A 17,600-nucleotide genomic window follows, 5' to 3' on the forward strand; every position below is an offset into this window, starting at 1 on the left:
CTGACTTCGATGTGATAAATGATAGCTAATCATTTATCAATGAGAGATACAAGACGCGCTGCTTGCAGGCGTTTAAAAACGCAGTTTTTAGATGGTTGAATTAATACCAACCCGCAATAATACTTAATCATTTTTAGGGGCTAAACGTGTCACTACCTGCGTTAAAAAATTCTCATTTAGAACAACTAAATAGCGAATTTTTTGCCTAGCTATCAACACGTTTTTCCATCCTTAAAATAGATCACTTAATTAAGCGAATTGGTATAAGTAATTAGAAGCTGCTACCCATTTTCTTCAGGCATAAAAAAAGCCGCATAAAATGCGGCTTTGGAGGTTTAGTCTCACTTCACTTTGGGCGTGTCTCCAAAACTTAGTGAATACGTTACCAAGGAACTGTTATGTATTATTTAAGCTATTGACTCTAATGCAATTTTAACCATTTCGTTAAACGTGCTTTGACGCTCATCAGCAGGTGTTGCTTCGCCAGTGATTACGTGGTCACTTACTGTAAATAATGCCATTGCGTTTGCGCCGTATTCAGCTGCAACGCCGTATAAACCTGCTGTTTCCATATCTACTGCTAGCATGCCTAACTTGTCTAAGTCTTTATAGAACGAGTCATCTGCTTGATAGAATGTGTCTGTCGTAAATACGTTACCTACTTTTGCTTTAATGCCTAGCTCTTTAGCTGCGTTTACGCCGTTTAAAAGTAGGTCAAAGTTAGCAATAGCAGCAAAATCGTAGCCACGTACGCGTGCACGGTTTACGTTTGAATCTGTGCTTGCACCTTGTGCAAAAATTACGTCACGAATTTTGATATCTGTGCCAATACCGCCACACGTACCAATACGTATAATATTTTTAACGCCAAAGCTTACAATTAGCTCACGTGCATAAATAGACATTGATGGAATGCCCATGCCTGAACCCATGATACTTACTGGCTTACCTTTGTAAGTACCAGTGAAACCGTACATGTTACGAACGCCTGTAACTTGTACTGCATCATCTAAAAAGTTTTCAGCAATATATTGCGCACGTAGCGGATCGCCTGGCATTAATACTGTTTCGGCGAAATCACCAACGTTTGCACTGATATGCGGAGTACTCATTAATTGTTTTCCTTTTTATTTGGCGTTTTTAGCTCATTTAAAAAGCTGTCGCCGTAATCAAGCGCAGATAAGCTAAACCACTGTGCCAGTGTTTGACCTATATCTGCAAAGCTGTTGCGTTCACCTAATGGTGTGTTACTCATACCTGGTTGGTATGCAATAACAGGTACGTATTCACGAGTGTGCTCAGAACCTGGAAAGGTTGGGTCACAGCCATGATCTGCAGTGATCATTAATACGTCATCTGCTTTTAACTGATTTAGTATAGTTGGTAAATAGTCATCAAATTCTTTTAATGCTTTTGCGTATCCTACTGGATTACGACGATGACCAAATTTTTCATCAAAATCAACTAGGTTAGTAAAGATTAAGCTACGATCTGGCGCACTTTCCATTACTTCACTGGTTTTTTCTAGCAAGTTCATAAGCCCAGGTGCTTTATGCTTTTGGGTTATGCCCTGATGCGCGTAAATATCTGAAATTTTACCAATACTAATTACTTCGCCGCCGTCTTTTGCTAGTACATCTAGCAATGTTGGTGCTGGCGGAAGTACTGAATAGTCACGACGATTACCCGTTCGAGCAAAGTCTTGGCTATTTGAACCCAAAAATGGCCGCGCAATCACTCGTCCTATGTTCATTTCATCAAGTAGCGCCCGTGCGATTTCGCAAACTTGATAAAGCTTCTCTAGGCCGAATGACTCTTCATGCGCGGCTATTTGAAACACGCTATCAGCTGAGGTGTAACAGATTGGTTTACCTGTTTTTACGTGCTCTTCACCTAGCTGTTCTAAAATGGTAGTTCCTGATGCATGGCAATTGCCTAAAATGCCTGGAATACCTGTACGAGCAATAAACTCGTCTATAAATTCTTGTGGGAAACTTGGCTGTGTTTTTGGGAAATATCCCCAATCAAATAACACAGGTACGCCTGCCATTTCCCAATGACCTGATGGCGTGTCTTTTCCGCTAGAGATTTCTTTAGCGTAACCCCATGCACCTTGAGGAGCTTGGCGGTCTGAAATTAAACACGGTTCGCCACCGGCAGCTTCACATGCATCCACTAACCCAAGTTTTGATAGGTTAGGAAGAGACAGTGCACTGCCTGTTTCGTCGTAATATGCTTTTAGTAAGTGAGCGAATGTATTAGCCCCAAGATCGCCGAATTTATCTGCATCTGGTGCTGCACCGATTCCTAGGCTATCTGCCATTAAAATAATTGCTCTTGCCATTTTGACCTCACTTTGATTCTAGGTGGTTACTTTATCCGCTGATCGAATTTTCCGTACAGGACAAAAGTCCTGTTTCATAAAACCTAAACATTATAAATTTGCACCCTTGAGCGAAGCAAAAGAGATTAATCGTGTCTTTTTTGCTATTGTGATCTACCAACAATATATCTTTCTGTGTGGATGAGAACTTTAGTGACACGAACTACTATTATAGCCATTGCAGGCGCATCAGCGTCGGGCAAATCTCTTTTTAGCCAAACAATTTACAATGAATTGGTTAATGAGCTTGAACCAGGCGCTATCGCCATTATTGAAGAAGATGCTTATTACAAGGATCAGTCGCATTTGCCGATGGCTCATCGTACGCAAACAAATTACGACCATCCAGATGCATTTGAACACGCATTAATGCTTGAGCATTTAACGCAACTTCGTTGTGGTAACTCAGTAGAAGTACCAACGTATGATTATGCTCAGCACACGCGTAGCGCAACCACACGCCGAGTGCCAGCTGCTAAAATACTCATTGTTGAAGGTATTTTACTACTGAGTGATAAAGCGCTTAATAAAGAATTTGATATTAAGGTGTTTATAGACACACCTTTAGATATTTGTTTAATGCGTCGTATGCAACGTGATATGGAGCAACGAGGCAGAACATTACAATCTGTTGTTGAGCAATATCAGGCAACTGTTAGACCGATGTTTTATCAATTCATTGAGCCTTCTAAGCATAACGCTGATTTAGTTGTGACTCGAGGCGGCATGAACCGCGTTGCGATTGATATAATAAAAAGTAAAATTAAATATTTACTACAAGAATAACAACGGGAAACATTTGTATGACAACATTTATGAGCTTAGTAGGCATGTGTGTGCTACTAAGCATTGCCTTTGCTGCGTCAACTAATCGCAAGGCAATTAATTTAAGAACCGTTGGTATAGCATTTGCAATGCAAATTGTTATAGGCGGTTTTGTTCTGTTTTTCGAAGCAGGAAAAAATGTGTTAACTAGCATGTCATCAGCCGTCTCGTCGGTTATTGGTTATGCTAATGATGGTATTGGGTTTTTATTTGGTCCACTTGCCTCACAAGACACATTAGGTTTTATTTTTGCAATTCAAGTTTTGCCAGTTATCGTGTTTTTCTCAGCGCTTGTTGCTGTGTTATATCACCTTGGCATTATGGATTGGATAATTAGGATTTTAGGCGGCGGTTTACAAAAATTATTGAAGACCTCTCGCACAGAATCGCTTTCAGCAACTGCAAATATTTTTGTAGGCCAAACTGAAGCACCGTTAATAGTTAAGCCATTTATAGCAACGATGACAAAATCGGAATTGTTTGCAGTAATGGTAGGTGGCTTAGCCACTGTAGCAGGCTCTGTAATGGCCGGTTACGTAATTATTGGCGTAGATCTTAAGTATCTTATTGCTGCGAGCTTTATGGCTGCACCAGGTGGTTTCTTAATGGCCAAGATGATTGTGCCAGAAACTGAAACGCCTAGAGATAACTTAGCTGATTTAGATTTAGATGACGAAGATAAGCCTGTAAATGTAATTGATGCAGCTGCATCAGGTGCTGCAAACGGTATGCATTTAGCACTTAATGTAGGTGCAATGTTACTTGCTTTTGTAGCGCTAATTGCACTATTAAACGGTTTATTAGGCGGTATTGGTGGGTGGTTTGATTACCCAACATTAACGCTTCAAGAAATATTAGGTTATGTATTTGCTCCAGTTGCATGGTTACTAGGTGTGCCATGGGATGAAGCGATTATAGCCGGCAGCTTTATTGGTCAAAAGATAGTAGTAAACGAGTTTGTTGCTTACTTAGACTTTATAAATTATCGCGATACGTTAAGCGCGCACACACAAGCAATCGTTACTTTTGCTTTATGTGGGTTTGCTAACTTATCATCGATAGCCATTTTACTAGGTGGGTTAGGCGGTATGGCGCCTAGTCGGCGGAAGGATATCGCACGCTTAGGGCTCAGAGCAGTGTTAGCAGGATCTATGGCTAACCTTATGAGCGCAGCAATTGCTGGGTTTTTCCTCTCGCTAGCTTAGAAACTTATTGAGATGAACACCGGTGTTGCAAAACAAGAGGATAGCGCTTTAAGGGGTTAAAGCTCTATCTGACTTGAACGATACTTCACCAAGGGCCGCAAGGCCCTTTTATCGTTTTAGGCCTTAATTTTTAGCCTCAACTACTTCTAACCTCGAACCACTTATCTATCTAGCCCCCTTTATAGTTATACATAACTCAAATAAACCAATATCTTAGTAACAAGTTCACATAAATAATTTTTGTGTTTTTCATATTTTCAGCCACACTTATTATTACTTAAGCTAACCGAATGACGATTCGCTATTGTGAAATATATTCTTTATTCTCTTTTTTTAATTTGCTCTGTGTATGTTCAAGCAAAGGAAGCCCTGCTTGTTGTTACAGAGTTAGCACCACCAAACCAAGTATTGATTAATGGCGAGGTAGCAGGTGAAGGTACTCAGTTTATTAGAGATATATTTGCTGAGGCTGACCTAACGCCGAATATTCAAATGTATCCTTGGGCACGTGCTTATAAAATTGCAGATGAGTTAAAAAACACCTTTATATACAGCCTTGCACGCACTGTAGAGCGAGAAAATAAATTTTATTGGATTGGACCAGTTGGACGATTTGAGCTGGGCTTTATCGGCCTATCAGAGCGTGATGATCTTATTATAAATAATACTGAACAAGCAAAAGTGTATAAAATTGCAATGCAACGCAATGACTTTTCAACACAAACCCTCACGAAACTTGGATTTGAAGTTGTTTTAACCTCTGATATTCAAAAATCATACTCTTTACTATTAGCTAAAAAAGTAGATTTAATTGTAGACGATCCTTTATATATGCAGCAGATGAGCGACTACCTAAAGCTCAAACCAGCACACTTAAGGTTTATTTATAAAATAGATGAGCTAACAATTGATGCTTATTTAGCTGCAAATAAAAAAACAGATATGCATTTAATAGAAGCACTGCAAGCTGCATTTTTAAAAATAAAGCAAAATAAAGGGCTGCCTTACGAAAGATAAATCATTGAAGGTAAGTATGCTTATAGGCGGCAAAATCATCTTTCATTTTTAACTTTTTATATTCTTTGTTAAATCGCTTTATGGCACACACAACTACTTACTTATTAAATGCGATGCAATTGCTAGCAAGCGCACAAAGATGTAATTTTTGCAGCCTTTCAGCACCTTCCCCACTCTATAGTCAAAGGTTCCAGCTGATGCATTATTGTCATTATGAGCCCAAAATTAGATCTATTTTTCTTTTTAAAAACAAATCCATATATTGTTTTCGCCTCCAAACATTAGTAAGTTTTTACCCGCTTTAAAACCAATTTTATTTACTATGATTCGTATATATCACCCCTTACAATTTTAAAGAAAACAGCTTTGCATCTTTTTGATTATTTATACTAATACCAATTCCAATAAATAGAGGTTCACGTTCGGTGTTTTTAGCAATTAGAACAAGACCTAAGTGAGGGTCTTTTTGAACTAATACCAATCTGCTTATGTATGGGGTCTATTTAACGTTAAGGAAATTACGCTAGAACTAGGCAAAAATTTTTGTATCTAGTTGTTCTAAATAAAAAATTTTTAACGACGTTATAGTGCAATTTAATTCGTTAAATTGATCAAAGATTTATGCAGGTTGGTATAAATTATAAGCACGCTTCCAAAGAAGCAATTTAAACTCGCAGGTTATATCAATAGCTGTGCAAATATCTTTTACAATATCGAGAGTACTACTAACAAGCTGGTCTTTGTCGTTTTGAATTTGTTGTTTTGAAATTATAAGGGAGAAATGTTCGGTATAAGTTACAAGCTTCAACTCACTTGCATTAGCGTAATGATTTAGAAGAATGACTTAGAAGAATAGAAAAACAAATATTAGGAGGGGCTTAATAATAGCAATATCATTTAGTTAATTTACAGTGATAATGGACGTTGCTTGGTTTGAGTCAAATTTCAGACACAAAAAAAGCGCCTTAAGCGCTTTTTTTCATTTTACTTAAAAAGTAAAATTATACAGCTGTGATGTTATCAGCTTGTGGACCTTTTTGACCTTGTGAAAGAGTAAACTCTACACGTTGGCCTTCAGCTAAAGTTTTGAAACCTTCGCTTTTGATTGCTGAGAAATGTGCGAAAACGTCTGGGCCATTTTCTTGCTCGATGAAACCAAAACCTTTAGACTCGTTAAACCACTTAACTGTACCTGATACGATGTTAGACATTGTAATATCCTGAAATAAAAATAAAAATATGCTCATAAGAGCGGGTGTAGCAAAAAATGAGATGGTACTTTAAAAACTTCAGGACGGTACTACAAGTATTACTTATATCGAAATGGAGATTTATAGCTTACATGCTTTCTTTCTAGCTGCGGCCCACTATATAGAGTTTAAATAATATGTCAAGTACCTATCTATAATCAGAATGATAAACAACCAAAACTACTTTTAGTTGTTATTAAAATTCAAATTCTAATGCGAGCCTAAAACTATGGTTTTTTTCTGATTGGCTTATCTCAGTGATGAAACCCGCTTCCCATTTTAATTGCTTTTGCCCATCAAAGCGCTGTAAACCTATAAAGCCAGGCCCTATACCAATAAAGTCTTCTCCTACGTAAACCTCTATAGAAGGCTGGAAAGCAGAGCGATATCGATAGCGATATTGTGCTCTAAACTCACTTTCCCATTCATTTTTAATGTCTTGCCCCCACTCATAAACCAAAAAAGCATTTAGCGTAAGACTTGTTTTTCCAAATTCTTTTTCGATCACAAAACCCGAAGTTGCCTCATACACATCTTCGTTATACTTTTTTTCAAGCTCAAATAACGCGCCCCAATCAGCCCATAATTTACCTTGTTCAATTAATTGCCAACGTAGCTCAAGCTCATAAGCTTCTAATCCAAAGTCGCCGTTATCGTCTCGCTCACCAACTAAATAGCCTTCGAGTGCCATTGTATCGTTAATAGCACCACCGCCCCCCAAACGCTGCGCTAGTATGTTGCCACTATCTGTTTGGTGCGACACTAATCGCCACTCAAGCTCACGCTCAAAAGGCAAAACATAGGGGTGATATACCTTATCAACAACAATACCATCGGCCTTTGCTTGGATTGAGAATACCAACAAACAAAGAGCGGTAAAACTAAGCGCTAAATATAGGTTGAGTGCTTTCATACACGTTCCTTAGTTATTGAAGCCGAAATAACATAACAAAGTAATAAAAATAACACGCTGCTTGTACTATATATAAGTACACTCATTAAATCAGGAGTGGCCTCGTAACCAACAAGAGCACGCAATACGCGGCCTAGCTCAGAGTTTTCGTTTAACAAATCACGTAAATCCCACACCGTTGAGGTGTTTGTAATTAAATCTATTTGGCTTGCCAAATCCAGTGCAACTAATAACTTAGCCGCGCTGTTAAAAGCAAGCAAAGTAAAAAGCGGATACATACCAAAACGGTGCTTAATTGCATTCATTAAAAAGTACAGCAATACGCTAAAACTTAAACAAATTCCAACACCTAATAAAGTGCCAATAAATAAGCTTTGCCCTGCATCATTATTTTGCCAAAAACTGGTGAGGTAAATAATATAATGGCTTAAATAGAGCGTTATTGTGCTTATAACTGCGATATAAAATGCCGCTGACTTTTGCTTTAGTGCAAATACCAATACAGCAATAAATATAGTGATACATAGCCCTATTTGTGAGTACTCTAACCCTTGGTGTTCAAACCACTGGCTCACCCACGACGCACTTTGCATGTACAAAAACGACATTACCGCGCCTATTACTAAAACAGAGCCTATTTTTAAAGAGCTTTGTTTTTTAACTACTTGTAGTAGCACTAATAAAATAGCCACTGGTAGTAATTGGTTAAGGCTCATGACTAAACTAGTTATTAGCATGCTGTGCCCCTTCATCGCTAACTATAACAACGCCCCTTGCTGTATTTGGCGAAAACTCACCAAAAAACTCGTAATGCCCTTTACTTAGTGGCCCTATATAAATAATGCTTTTACGATTTGGGTAGAGTACTTTTTCTCTGTTTAGATCAAAGCTATCAAACTCTTCTGGTGTGCTGTCTTGGTTTTCTATCAATAGTTTTACTTTTTTATTTGCGGGAATAATTATTTGCGAGGGATAAAACAAATGATCTTTTAAAATAATAAGGTACTCTTTACTCGCCGCGTTAAACGACAAAAATAGCAAACAACAAAGACATTGATTGAATAAACGTTTAGTCACTTTTTACTCCTGTAAAAGTAACCCTAACGGTTAGTCCACCTAAAGGGCTATTCGCTAAATGAATACTTGCGCCATAAATAGCAATTATGTGTTGAACAATCGCCATACCTAAACCCGCACCTTGCTCGCCTGATGGATGTTGATCGCCACCCACGCGATAAAAGCGATTAAATATTCGCTCTTTTTGCTCTTCAGTCATGCCCGCACCAGAATCATCAATTTGCCAACTATAGCTGTTATTACTTGATGCTAATTTAATTATAATTTGACCATTATTGGGTGTGTATTTTATGGCATTGCTAAGTAAATTAGCGATGAGTGTGGTTAATGTAAACTCATCACCATTAATAATAAAATCATCACCTTCAAGACTAATAGTTTGGTTTTTTTCATCTATTTTGTCGTATTGCTCCGATACGACTTGCTGAGTAATCGTTAGCAATGACTGCTCGCTAAACTGCCTCTGCCATTGCTCAGGCTGAGTGCGCCCTAAAATTAGCATTTGTTCAACAATATTACTTAAGCGATTAATGCCTTGTGACATAGCTTGTAATTCTTGATGGTTTTGCGAGTTGCTTTGCTTATTAGCTAAATTGTGTACATTAATTTTTAAGCTACTAAGCGGAGTACGTAATTCGTGAGCTGCATCTGAGGCAAAAAAGCGCTCCCGTAAGTAGGCAGTTTCTACGCGTTTAAATAAGTCGTTTAAACGATTAATAACCGGTTTAATTTCTTCGTCGGTTACCTGCCAGTTAATTGGCGTAAAGTCGTTTGCTTGGCGAGTAGCCAGCTGCTTAGATAATCGAGTAAGAGGGGCTAATGCGTATTTAACAAAAAAACTTATAAAAATAGCAAGCAGAGGGACAGCCCATAACATAGGTAACATTGCAGATAAAATAACGGCTTCAGCTAATTCAAACCGCTTTGACATAGGCTCAGCAACGATGACTTTACGGGTATTTTTTCTCATCACAAACACTCGCATGCGCTGCCCTGCTACATTGGCAGTTTGAAAGCCCTCGCTAAAACTAATTTGGTTATTTGATAAACTCGATGAGCCACTAAGTAAACTATTATTTTGCCAAATTTGATACAACAACTGAGCACTATTATTGCTTACTTGTACTGCATTTGTGCTTAGTGCTAATGGTTGTTCAATTAAAACGCCAGCCACTATTTTAAGTTCATTATCAAGCAAGTTTTCGCCGTGGTGCATGCTTTTTTGATAGCCTTTTACTAATGCTAAAAAGCAAGTAAGCACCATCATTGAAAGTAAAATTAAGGTTAGACGTTTACGAATAGACATTTTCAACCTCGAAAAACAAACACACCCTAACGCTTACCAACCACGTAACCAATGCCACGTAAGGTTTTAATAAAATCGCTAGGGAATTTTTTACGAAGATGATGAATATGCACCTCTATGGCATTAGAGCCAACTTCTTCACCCCATTGGTAAAGTTTGTTTTCGAGTTGTTGTTTTGATTGCACCCTTCCCTGATTTTCCATCAGCGCTTTTAAAAGCATGTATTCTTTACGCGGCAATGTAAGTGATTTCCCACTAACTGTCACCGTATGCGCTGAGCTGTCTATTACGACTTCTCCGTATTGTAACAAACTAGATTGAGTTTGATTAACACGTCGGCTTGCTACACGTAATCGAGCAAATAACTCAGCAGGGTCAAACGGCTTTGCAAGGTAATCGTCAGCGCCCATGTCAAGCCCTTGGACTTTGTCATCAATACTGCCGCGAGCAGTTAAAATAACCACCGGTATTACTTTTTTTTGCGCTTTAATATGCTTTAAAACTTGCGAGCCATCGCCGTCAGGTAATCCTAAATCGAGAATAACAAGCTCAATTTCACCACTAGAAAGGCACTCTAAGGCATGCTTAACTGTGCCACTATGCTCTACGCTGTAGCCCTCTTGACGCAAAGAGCGAATAAGCCCTTGCGCCACTAAATGATCATCCTCAACGAGTAATAAATGCATTATGTGTTTATCTTTTTAGTTTTTTATCTACTTTTACCAATAGCTGGCTTATTGCTTGTTGGCGATATTCATCTGCTTTTGCACGAGTATCACGAATGCCCGCAGCTTGTGCTACAAGTAGTCGTGCTTTAGCTTGTTTATAATCGCCTTCGTCATACAAGTATTCACCGTATAAGTAATTAGTATCAATGCCTTCGAGATTAAAAGCGAGCGCTTGTTTAAATAATTTTTCAGCTTTGTCGTCATCACCAAAACCAATTGGCCAACCGGGTACTTTGCTATAAAGCGTTGCAAGGCTTGCGTAAGCCGAGCCATTTAATGCACTGCCATCTATTGAGAGTGCATTTTCGAGTGACGTTTTTGCCTCTTTTGCTAAACCAAGTGCACCCAACCCGCCTTTTGCGCCTGCAAAACTGGCTAACACAATACCATTCCAAATATGTGTTTGTGCCGAGTTTGGGTAGTTTTTAACAAACAATGCACTTTGCTCACTTAGTTGTGTAAACGCGTCTATTTGCGCATCATCTTCAAGTTCGTAGTTAGCAATTGCCCACTTTTGTTGAATAGAGGTTAAGTCTTGTGTTTCATCTGCGTGTACTGCGGTTGCAAATACAGTTGTTAGTACTAAATAAAATGCGAGTGTAAATTTATACATAATTTTGCCCTTGTGTGTTTGTTAACTTAAAAAACGTTTAATTTTAGGAAGTTGTTTTGCAATAGCGTTATCAACAACGCTTGGGAATGCGCCATTTATGCGTGCAAATAATTTTTCAGGAAAACCAATAAAACGCCTTGTTTGATTCGAATTTATAAGCACTAATAACTCTTGAGCAACTAATTCTGGCGAGTCCATTTTATTACCGAGTTCTTTATTCATTGCACGCGCTTTACTGCTATTAATGGATGTATCTGTTGCTCTAGGCGCTAAATAGGTCACTTTAACGCCTGAGCCGTTAAGCTCACGCGAGAGCGCTTCTGTAAAACCACGTAAACCAAATTTACTGGCGCAATAAAGTGTTTGAAACGGGTAACCAATGCTGCCAAACGATGAGCCCACGTTAACAATGGTGCCTTTGGTATAGTGTAACTGCCCTAAAAATAGCTGGCATAATTTAATAGGCACCGACAAATTAGTAACGAGCATATTGTCTATTTGCTCAGAACTTGTGTGCTCTAAGCTTTGCATTGTATTTATACCAGCATTGTTAATAAGTAACTTAACGCCACCGAGTTGCTTGGCTTTTATTGCTAAGTTAATGCGTGTTGTATCGTCGGTTAAATCGCCCGTAAATATTTCACTGTCTGGGCATGCACTACTGAGCTCCTCAAGGGCTTGCGTATTTCGCCCTACAAGCAGTAACTTCCACCCTTTTGCATATAGGGCTTTAGCAATCGCTTGCCCTATTCCGCCTGTTGCGCCAGTGAGCACACATAAAGAGCTACTCATGCCAATTTGCCTTGTGCACTTGCTTTAAAAAACGGTTCGTCATCGAGCCCACGAAATATATCGCCGTATAAACGATAAAAGCGCTTTGCACCATGGAGTATGGCTTGTTGATCCGCCTCATCTGTTATTTGGTTCATTAGGTTTTCAAAAAACTTTACATGCTCTATGTCAAGTGCGCCGTGAGAGGTTAAATAACTAAATGCTTTTTTAGGTAAGCCCACAGCATTTGCAATGTTTGAAGCTGCGCCATCAGCAAGCGCTATAGAAGTGCCTTCAAGCACATGCACCATGCCAAAAAAGCTCAATGGATTTTTACGTGTAATGGAGTCGTACGCATACGACACCATCATTTCCGTAGCATATTGCGGCTGACTACACCGTACTGTTTCTTTGTCAAAACCACAGGCTGCAATATCATTAAGTACCCACTCTTGATGACCTATCTCTTCTTCAATGTATTCTGCGATGGCTTCGCGCAGCCATTCTTGATTGTCGGTTAATCGTGCACCAACCGACATCATTAATGGCACTGTGTGTTTGACATGGTGGTATGCTTGCGCTAAAAACGAGGCGTATTCTTCAAGTGATGCTTCGCCTTTAAAAACACGCTGAATAATAGGCGCTGCAAGCAAGTAGTTTTGCTCTTGTTTAGTTTGCTCTTTAAGGGTGTTAAAAAAATCACTCATTAATTACTTCTCCAAGTCGGTAAAATTGATCAAACACAGCATGGTACTGCTTACTTATGGCATCTCGTTTTGGACGATTATTTGTGGTTAATAATCCTTGTTGCACACTTAATGGGGCAGCTAAACGATGCCATTTTTGAATTCGTGCATAGTCAGGTAGTTGTTTATTAATTGCGTTAATGTATTGAGCTAACACTGGGTTACTTAGCTTTGAATCGGCGTAAATAATGGCGGTTAAAAAAGGTCGACCTTCACCAAACACAACCGCTTGTAAAATTCCGCTTTGACTTAGTAATAGTGACTCAGGCCACTCGGCACTGATATTGCGCCCCATGCTGGTAATAATTAGGTTTTTTAACCGGCCTTTAATAAATAAGGTATTTTGATGCTGATCGACCAGATCACCGGTTGCATACCACTGGTTTTTGTCGTGAGGTTGATGATTTAAGTAACCTAAAAACAAATCGCCTTTTATAAAAAGCTGGCCATTTTCAATTTTGGTTTGAATATGAGGTAACACAGAGCCTGCACTGTGAAGGTTATCGTTTGTGGGCGTATTTAAACTAACTACAGATGCCGCCTCAGAAAGCCCATAACCTTGGTATACCGGTAAATTTAAGCTACGCGCTTTGGTTAATAGCATTTCACTGACACGCGCACCACCTACCGCAATAAACTGTAACGAACTAGGCGGTTGCCACCCATCTTCTGCAAAAGTAACTAAGCATGCTAATAGTTCAGGCACTAAAATAAGCGTATTTGGCTTAACTTTATCAATAGCAGCTATAAGCTGTGCGGGCTGTTTTAATGCAGTTCCAACAAATCCTAATTCATTTAACGGCATTAAATGCACTGTACCGCCACTTTTTAAAGGGGCATACACACCGGCTATATTTTCAAGCAATACAGCAAGCGGCAATAAACATAAATGAACAGGCTTTTTAATATTAATCTTATCGCACAGAGATTGAGCTACCTGCATTTGGCTCTTTGCAGATAAACACACGCCTTTTGGTTGCCCAGTCGATCCTGATGTAAACGTTACTTTTTGAGTTTCTGGAAAATAACTGACGGCTTTAGCTACAACAATTTCGTAAATATATAACGTGTAAAACTCAAACATAGTAATCAATGCAGTCGGCTCCCCAAGTAAAGGGTTTGCCGTGTCGCTAATAAATAAATTTGCGCCACATTGTGCTAGTACATATTGAGTTTGTTGTTCACTAAAAAAGTGAGCAATTGGCACAGCCACTTTATTAGAAACTGCAGTAGCGGCATCAATAACAAGCCAAGCTGGCGTATTATCGAGCTTATAAGCGACACATTTGCCGTTAAAGCTTTGTAGTATTTTTACTACTTTTTGTATTTGCTGGTTAAACTCATCACCGTTAATTTCAAGTGTTTGCTCTTTATTATGGGCAATAATTAATGGCGGTACTGAATGTGTATTATAGTAATTCATACATTCACCAATGCATTTACCAAAGAATTAATACTTGAGTGGTTTTGCTGCATCAAACTATAAAGCATTGGGGTATTTAATACTTGTTGGTGAGCTTGCTCTAGGCTCACAATGCATACTGTTGGTTGGTTGGCGTAATAGCTGCCCCACTTTAATGGGTTCTCAACTACAAAACTGCTCGCAAGTGCAATTTCAGTACACGTAACACCAAGTAAGCGCAATAAAGCACGCACTTTGTTGGTTGCACAAAACACTAAATGTTTTGCCCCCACACTTTGCAGAGCTTCGTTAACAATAATAAAATGTGCAAGTGTTGCTCTTCGATTTGTAGAGCAGAGATTACCAAGTTCAAAAATTTTATTGCGAGAAATACTTTCATCTAAAAAATCTTCAACGGGTGATGCTAAATATTGCTCAATAAACAATGGCGAAGTTGCTTGCCTTAGCCCTAACGTGCACTTTCCTTGCTCGGTAACGTATTGGCAAAGTAGGGGCATAAAAGAAGTAAGCTTAGCGTTATACGCAACTAAAAAACCTTCTTTCACTGTATTTTCGAGATTTTTTCGATGCACATCATCAATACGAGCACTAATAAACTGACTGTTATTTTGTGTTAAATCTAATGATGTAGAAGTGTGGGCTAATTGCATAAGCTCGCTCATTTAAACCTGTTTATATTTCAGGGTTTAAACTTAACGAGTGAAACTTAAAGAAAACTTAAGAAAAAATTAATTTAAATGAAAAAGCGTCTTAAGTGTTAAATCGCGAGGGCCTAGGCAAGCTAAATAGATCAGAATTCAACTAACTAACAAATTGCTATAACAAAACTTCTTTTTTAAATTAAACTTAGGTTAATTATTACCCTAGGGCCTATTTATCTTTCGAGGTTAAATTTGCAGCAGCATGTTTGGTTTTTAGGCAAGGCAGAGCCCATGTAGTGTGGTTATTCCCCATTAATGGGCGATAACGCAGCATAAATACCAAACATGCGCTGCCCTCTGGGTTCTTTCTAGGGACGATTAACTCTTTGTTGCTCGGTTTTTACTTATTCTTACATGGATGTAAGCCAGTAGGGTAACGCAGGAGCAGTTACCGAGCCCACTAGGTTACAAATCTCGCGCCGCGATTAAATCGCCCCTAGATAGAACAAATTTTAATCCTGAAAGGTCAACAGGCTCTAGCAGCTTTGTATGCATCACGTTAGTATAGTGTTCTACTTAAGTTACATAAAGATAATTACATGAGCATAAAAACAAACGCGTTAATTTACTTTTTAGCTTTTTGCAGCGGCTTTTGCATAATGGGCATTGAGCTTTTAGGTGGGAGAATTCTTGCCCCCTTTTTTGGCAGTAGCGTGCATATTTGGGGCAGTATAATTACTGTGTTTATGCTTAGTTTATCTTTTGGGTATTTACTTGGTGGTAAACTCAGCACTAAAAATGCATCCCTTACCAAATATGGTTTAATATTTTTAATTGCCAGCATTATGGTTGTGCCTATTACATTATTTTCGCAGCCAATAATGGAATTTATATTTACCCATATTGAAGATAGCCGCTACGGCTCGCTCTTAGCGTCAACTGCTTTATTTTTTATACCTACCGTTATTTTAGGCATGATCTCGCCCTACTCTGTGCGCTTACTGGTAACAGATAGCGATAAAAGCGGCCAAGTGGCTGGGCGTTTATACTTTGTAAGTACGCTTGGCAGTGCCCTGGGTACTATAATTACCTCGTTTTACTTTGTACTCGCGTTTGACGTGAATACAATTATTAGCGCCTTTGCTTTAACGCTTGGGGCACTGGGTTTAGTCGCGATTGTTATTAATACCTTGGTTAATAATAAGGGGCTTGCTCATGCTTAAATATTTGCTACTGCCATTAATTGTGTTTTCAGGTTCTGCGTTTAGTAAGGTTATTCATGAAGAACGCTCGCTTTATCGCAATATTATTGTTGAAGAAACGAGCGACTTACGTTGCCTTAAATTTAATACTAAAAGTAGCCAAACAAGCCAAAGTTGCATGTATAAAAGCAATCCCGACAAACTTGTTTTTAATTACACAAAATTGACGTTTGCGAGCCTTTTAGTAGCCGACAACCCTAAAAGTGTACTTATTATAGGATTAGGTGGCGGTACGCTTTCTAACGTTATTCATGAGCTATACCCCACTGCAAAAATTCATAATGTTGAAATAGATCCTGCAGTAACTAAAGTTGCACGCGATTACTTTAACTTTATAGAAAACGACTTAGTGACATCAAGCGTGCAAGATGGCCGCATTTTTATAAAGCGCGCCGCTATTAAAAAGCAAAAGTACGATTGGATTATTTTGGATGCGTTTAACGGTGACTATATTCCGGAGCATTTGCTCACTAAAGAGTTTTTTGAAGAAGTGCAAAGCGTATTGGCCGATGGTGGCGTTATTGCCGCAAATACGTTTTCAAGTAGTAAACTTTATGAGCATGAGTCGGCAACTTACCACGCTGTATTTGGCGACTTTATAAATGTAAGCCGCGAAAATCGCAGCAACCGTATTATTTTAGCGGGACTTAAATCAATACCGAGCGAAGCCCAAATTAACACGCGTGTTAATGCTCTCGCCCCTAAATTAGTAAAATACGGTGTAGATATAAAAGCGATTAGCCAACTTATGCACTTTACTAAAGACGGCCAAGATTGGCCTGCAGATACAAAAGTACTTACCGATCAATACTCCCCAGCTAATTTACTTAACTTTTAAAACTCCCTAAACCTCACCATTTTTATACAGGTGAGGTTTAGCAAATATTTTGCCACTTCCCGCACTTACACATATTTACTTAGCAAGCTAAGTAATGATAAAATAGTTAGCTTGCTAACTATGTTGGGATGGCTATGCCTACACAAAAACCTTTTCACGAGACGCTCGATTTAACAGTTATCGGTAATATGGGCCGAGTTCATCGCTTATGCCGCGAAGCAGTAACCATTGCTGTTGAGCCTTTGGGGCTTACTCAGTCGCGCTGGACTGCACTAATGCATATAAATATGCGTGGTGAGGGACTAACACAACTTGAACTTGCTAATAGCTTGGGGATAGAAATGCCTTCACTGACTCGTACGCTTAAGCAATTAGAGGAGCAATCGTTAATCGTTCGCCGTGTAGACAAACATGATAAGCGCAGTAAAAGACTCTATTTTACTGAGCAAAGTGATGCCATTTTACATTCATTGCAAGAAACCATTTCCGATATAAAAAATCAGTTATACAGCGGTTTATCTGTTGAGCAGCTAGATGCCATTGCATTTGGTTTGATCAAAATAGAGCAAAACGCCCTTAAATGTATTCAAGTTAATAAGTAA

General features: G+C 38.8%; 19 protein-coding genes. 6 read left to right on the forward strand and 13 right to left on the reverse strand.

Annotated features, from left to right (window positions below; translation table 11 throughout):
• Positions 1-407: 407 nt before the first annotated feature.
• Positions 408-1,112 (reverse strand): purine-nucleoside phosphorylase, encoded by a 705-nt coding sequence (deoD, locus tag GQR38_RS19215; protein ID WP_002959109.1) that lies wholly within the window; start codon positions 1,110-1,112, stop codon positions 408-410.
• The gene (locus GQR38_RS19220; RefSeq protein WP_010555228.1) at positions 1,112-2,344 is read right to left on the reverse strand and encodes a phosphopentomutase; all 1,233 of its coding nucleotides are present in this window, start codon (positions 2,342-2,344) and stop codon (positions 1,112-1,114) included. The genes deoD and GQR38_RS19220 overlap by 1 nt, the downstream gene beginning before the upstream one ends.
• A gap of 192 nt (positions 2,345-2,536) precedes the next feature.
• Between GQR38_RS19220 and udk the strand changes: the two genes are divergently transcribed.
• The 3 genes from udk (at position 2,537) to GQR38_RS19235 (ending at position 5,430) form a co-directional block, all read left to right on the forward strand.
• Entirely contained in the window at positions 2,537-3,169 is a 633-nt protein-coding gene (udk, locus tag GQR38_RS19225; protein WP_007583533.1) for a uridine kinase, read from the forward strand.
• A 17-nt stretch (positions 3,170-3,186) separates the two neighbouring features.
• The gene (locus GQR38_RS19230) at positions 3,187-4,413 is read left to right on the forward strand and encodes a NupC/NupG family nucleoside CNT transporter (protein WP_007583535.1); all 1,227 of its coding nucleotides are present in this window, start codon (positions 3,187-3,189) and stop codon (positions 4,411-4,413) included.
• Between the two features lie 306 nt (positions 4,414-4,719).
• Positions 4,720-5,430, forward strand: a complete 711-nt coding sequence (locus tag GQR38_RS19235) for a transporter substrate-binding domain-containing protein (protein ID WP_346774072.1) — start codon at positions 4,720-4,722, stop codon at positions 5,428-5,430.
• A gap of 1,001 nt (positions 5,431-6,431) precedes the next feature.
• Here the strand turns inward: GQR38_RS19235 and GQR38_RS19240 are convergent.
• The 11 genes from GQR38_RS19240 to GQR38_RS19290 form a co-directional block, all read right to left on the reverse strand.
• A complete protein-coding gene (locus GQR38_RS19240; RefSeq protein ID WP_002959120.1) occupies positions 6,432-6,641 on the reverse strand; it encodes a cold-shock protein in 210 nt (69 codons plus the stop codon).
• Between the two features lie 235 nt (positions 6,642-6,876).
• The gene (locus GQR38_RS19245; RefSeq protein WP_165721961.1) at positions 6,877-7,593 is read right to left on the reverse strand and encodes a hypothetical protein; all 717 of its coding nucleotides are present in this window, start codon (positions 7,591-7,593) and stop codon (positions 6,877-6,879) included.
• Positions 7,590-8,330 carry an iron transporter gene (locus GQR38_RS19250; protein ID WP_101216026.1) on the reverse strand — a complete coding sequence of 247 codons (741 nt, stop codon included), beginning with the start codon at positions 8,328-8,330 and terminating at the stop codon, positions 7,590-7,592. The genes GQR38_RS19245 and GQR38_RS19250 overlap by 4 nt, the downstream gene beginning before the upstream one ends.
• On the reverse strand, positions 8,317-8,670 hold the full coding sequence (locus GQR38_RS19255) for a cupredoxin domain-containing protein (protein ID WP_024591521.1): 354 nt from the start codon (positions 8,668-8,670) through the stop codon (positions 8,317-8,319). The genes GQR38_RS19250 and GQR38_RS19255 overlap by 14 nt, the downstream gene beginning before the upstream one ends.
• On the reverse strand, positions 8,663-9,976 hold the full coding sequence (locus GQR38_RS19260) for an ATP-binding protein (protein WP_165721962.1): 1,314 nt from the start codon (positions 9,974-9,976) through the stop codon (positions 8,663-8,665). The genes GQR38_RS19255 and GQR38_RS19260 overlap by 8 nt, the downstream gene beginning before the upstream one ends.
• A 26-nt stretch (positions 9,977-10,002) precedes the next feature.
• A complete protein-coding gene (locus GQR38_RS19265; RefSeq protein ID WP_007376647.1) occupies positions 10,003-10,662 on the reverse strand; it encodes a response regulator transcription factor in 660 nt (219 codons plus the stop codon).
• A gap of 7 nt (positions 10,663-10,669) precedes the next feature.
• Positions 10,670-11,317: a hypothetical protein gene (locus tag GQR38_RS19270; protein ID WP_165721963.1), complete on the reverse strand. Its 648-nt coding sequence runs from the start codon at positions 11,315-11,317 to the stop codon at positions 10,670-10,672.
• Between the two features lie 21 nt (positions 11,318-11,338).
• Positions 11,339-12,109, reverse strand: a complete 771-nt coding sequence (locus GQR38_RS19275) for an SDR family oxidoreductase (RefSeq protein ID WP_165721964.1) — start codon at positions 12,107-12,109, stop codon at positions 11,339-11,341.
• Complete coding sequence (locus GQR38_RS19280; RefSeq protein ID WP_165721965.1) at positions 12,106-12,795, reverse strand: iron-containing redox enzyme family protein; 690 nt, start codon at positions 12,793-12,795, stop codon at positions 12,106-12,108. Before GQR38_RS19280 ends, GQR38_RS19275 begins: the two co-directional genes overlap by 4 nt.
• Positions 12,788-14,257 (reverse strand): AMP-binding protein, encoded by a 1,470-nt coding sequence (locus tag GQR38_RS19285; RefSeq protein WP_165721966.1) that lies wholly within the window; start codon positions 14,255-14,257, stop codon positions 12,788-12,790. The genes GQR38_RS19280 and GQR38_RS19285 overlap by 8 nt, the downstream gene beginning before the upstream one ends.
• On the reverse strand, positions 14,254-14,907 hold the full coding sequence (locus GQR38_RS19290) for a thermostable hemolysin (RefSeq protein ID WP_024592423.1): 654 nt from the start codon (positions 14,905-14,907) through the stop codon (positions 14,254-14,256). The genes GQR38_RS19285 and GQR38_RS19290 overlap by 4 nt, the downstream gene beginning before the upstream one ends.
• A 590-nt stretch (positions 14,908-15,497) precedes the next feature.
• Here GQR38_RS19290 and GQR38_RS19295 point away from each other — a divergent pair.
• The 3 genes from GQR38_RS19295 to GQR38_RS19305 all read left to right on the forward strand — a co-directional run bounded on the left by GQR38_RS19295 (position 15,498) and on the right by GQR38_RS19305 (position 17,600).
• Complete coding sequence (locus GQR38_RS19295; protein WP_007583564.1) at positions 15,498-16,121, forward strand: fused MFS/spermidine synthase; 624 nt, start codon at positions 15,498-15,500, stop codon at positions 16,119-16,121.
• Positions 16,114-16,998, forward strand: a complete 885-nt coding sequence (locus tag GQR38_RS19300) for a fused MFS/spermidine synthase (RefSeq protein WP_024607812.1) — start codon at positions 16,114-16,116, stop codon at positions 16,996-16,998. Before GQR38_RS19295 ends, GQR38_RS19300 begins: the two co-directional genes overlap by 8 nt.
• Before the next feature lie 134 nt (positions 16,999-17,132).
• Positions 17,133-17,600, forward strand: coding sequence for a MarR family transcriptional regulator (locus GQR38_RS19305; protein WP_007583567.1), 468 nt, complete (start codon positions 17,133-17,135; stop codon positions 17,598-17,600).

The sequence above is a fragment of the Pseudoalteromonas sp. c7(2019) genome, assembly GCF_011378625.1.
GTDB classification, from domain to species: domain Bacteria; phylum Pseudomonadota; class Gammaproteobacteria; order Enterobacterales; family Alteromonadaceae; genus Pseudoalteromonas; species Pseudoalteromonas arctica.

Bases quoted from the DNA above. Each gene is read 5' to 3' on its own strand.
- deoD (WP_002959109.1), bottom strand. From the start codon at position 1,112: ATGAGTACTCCGCATATCAGTGCAAACGTTGGTGATTTCGCCGAAACA.
- GQR38_RS19220 (WP_010555228.1), bottom strand. From the start codon at position 2,344: ATGGCAAGAGCAATTATTTTAATGGCAGATAGCCTAGGAATCGGTGCA.
- GQR38_RS19230 (WP_007583535.1), top strand. From the start codon at position 3,187: ATGACAACATTTATGAGCTTAGTAGGCATGTGTGTGCTACTAAGCATT.
- GQR38_RS19240 (WP_002959120.1), bottom strand. From the start codon at position 6,641: ATGTCTAACATCGTATCAGGTACAGTTAAGTGGTTTAACGAGTCTAAA.
- GQR38_RS19245 (WP_165721961.1), bottom strand. From the start codon at position 7,593: ATGAAAGCACTCAACCTATATTTAGCGCTTAGTTTTACCGCTCTTTGT.
- GQR38_RS19250 (WP_101216026.1), bottom strand. From the start codon at position 8,330: ATGCTAATAACTAGTTTAGTCATGAGCCTTAACCAATTACTACCAGTG.
- GQR38_RS19260 (WP_165721962.1), bottom strand. From the start codon at position 9,976: ATGTCTATTCGTAAACGTCTAACCTTAATTTTACTTTCAATGATGGTG.
- GQR38_RS19265 (WP_007376647.1), bottom strand. From the start codon at position 10,662: ATGCATTTATTACTCGTTGAGGATGATCATTTAGTGGCGCAAGGGCTT.
- GQR38_RS19270 (WP_165721963.1), bottom strand. From the start codon at position 11,317: ATGTATAAATTTACACTCGCATTTTATTTAGTACTAACAACTGTATTT.
- GQR38_RS19275 (WP_165721964.1), bottom strand. From the start codon at position 12,109: ATGAGTAGCTCTTTATGTGTGCTCACTGGCGCAACAGGCGGAATAGGG.
- GQR38_RS19280 (WP_165721965.1), bottom strand. From the start codon at position 12,795: ATGAGTGATTTTTTTAACACCCTTAAAGAGCAAACTAAACAAGAGCAA.
- GQR38_RS19285 (WP_165721966.1), bottom strand. From the start codon at position 14,257: ATGAATTACTATAATACACATTCAGTACCGCCATTAATTATTGCCCAT.
- GQR38_RS19290 (WP_024592423.1), bottom strand. From the start codon at position 14,907: ATGCAATTAGCCCACACTTCTACATCATTAGATTTAACACAAAATAAC.
- GQR38_RS19295 (WP_007583564.1), top strand. From the start codon at position 15,498: ATGAGCATAAAAACAAACGCGTTAATTTACTTTTTAGCTTTTTGCAGC.
- GQR38_RS19300 (WP_024607812.1), top strand. From the start codon at position 16,114: ATGCTTAAATATTTGCTACTGCCATTAATTGTGTTTTCAGGTTCTGCG.
- GQR38_RS19305 (WP_007583567.1), top strand. From the start codon at position 17,133: ATGCCTACACAAAAACCTTTTCACGAGACGCTCGATTTAACAGTTATC.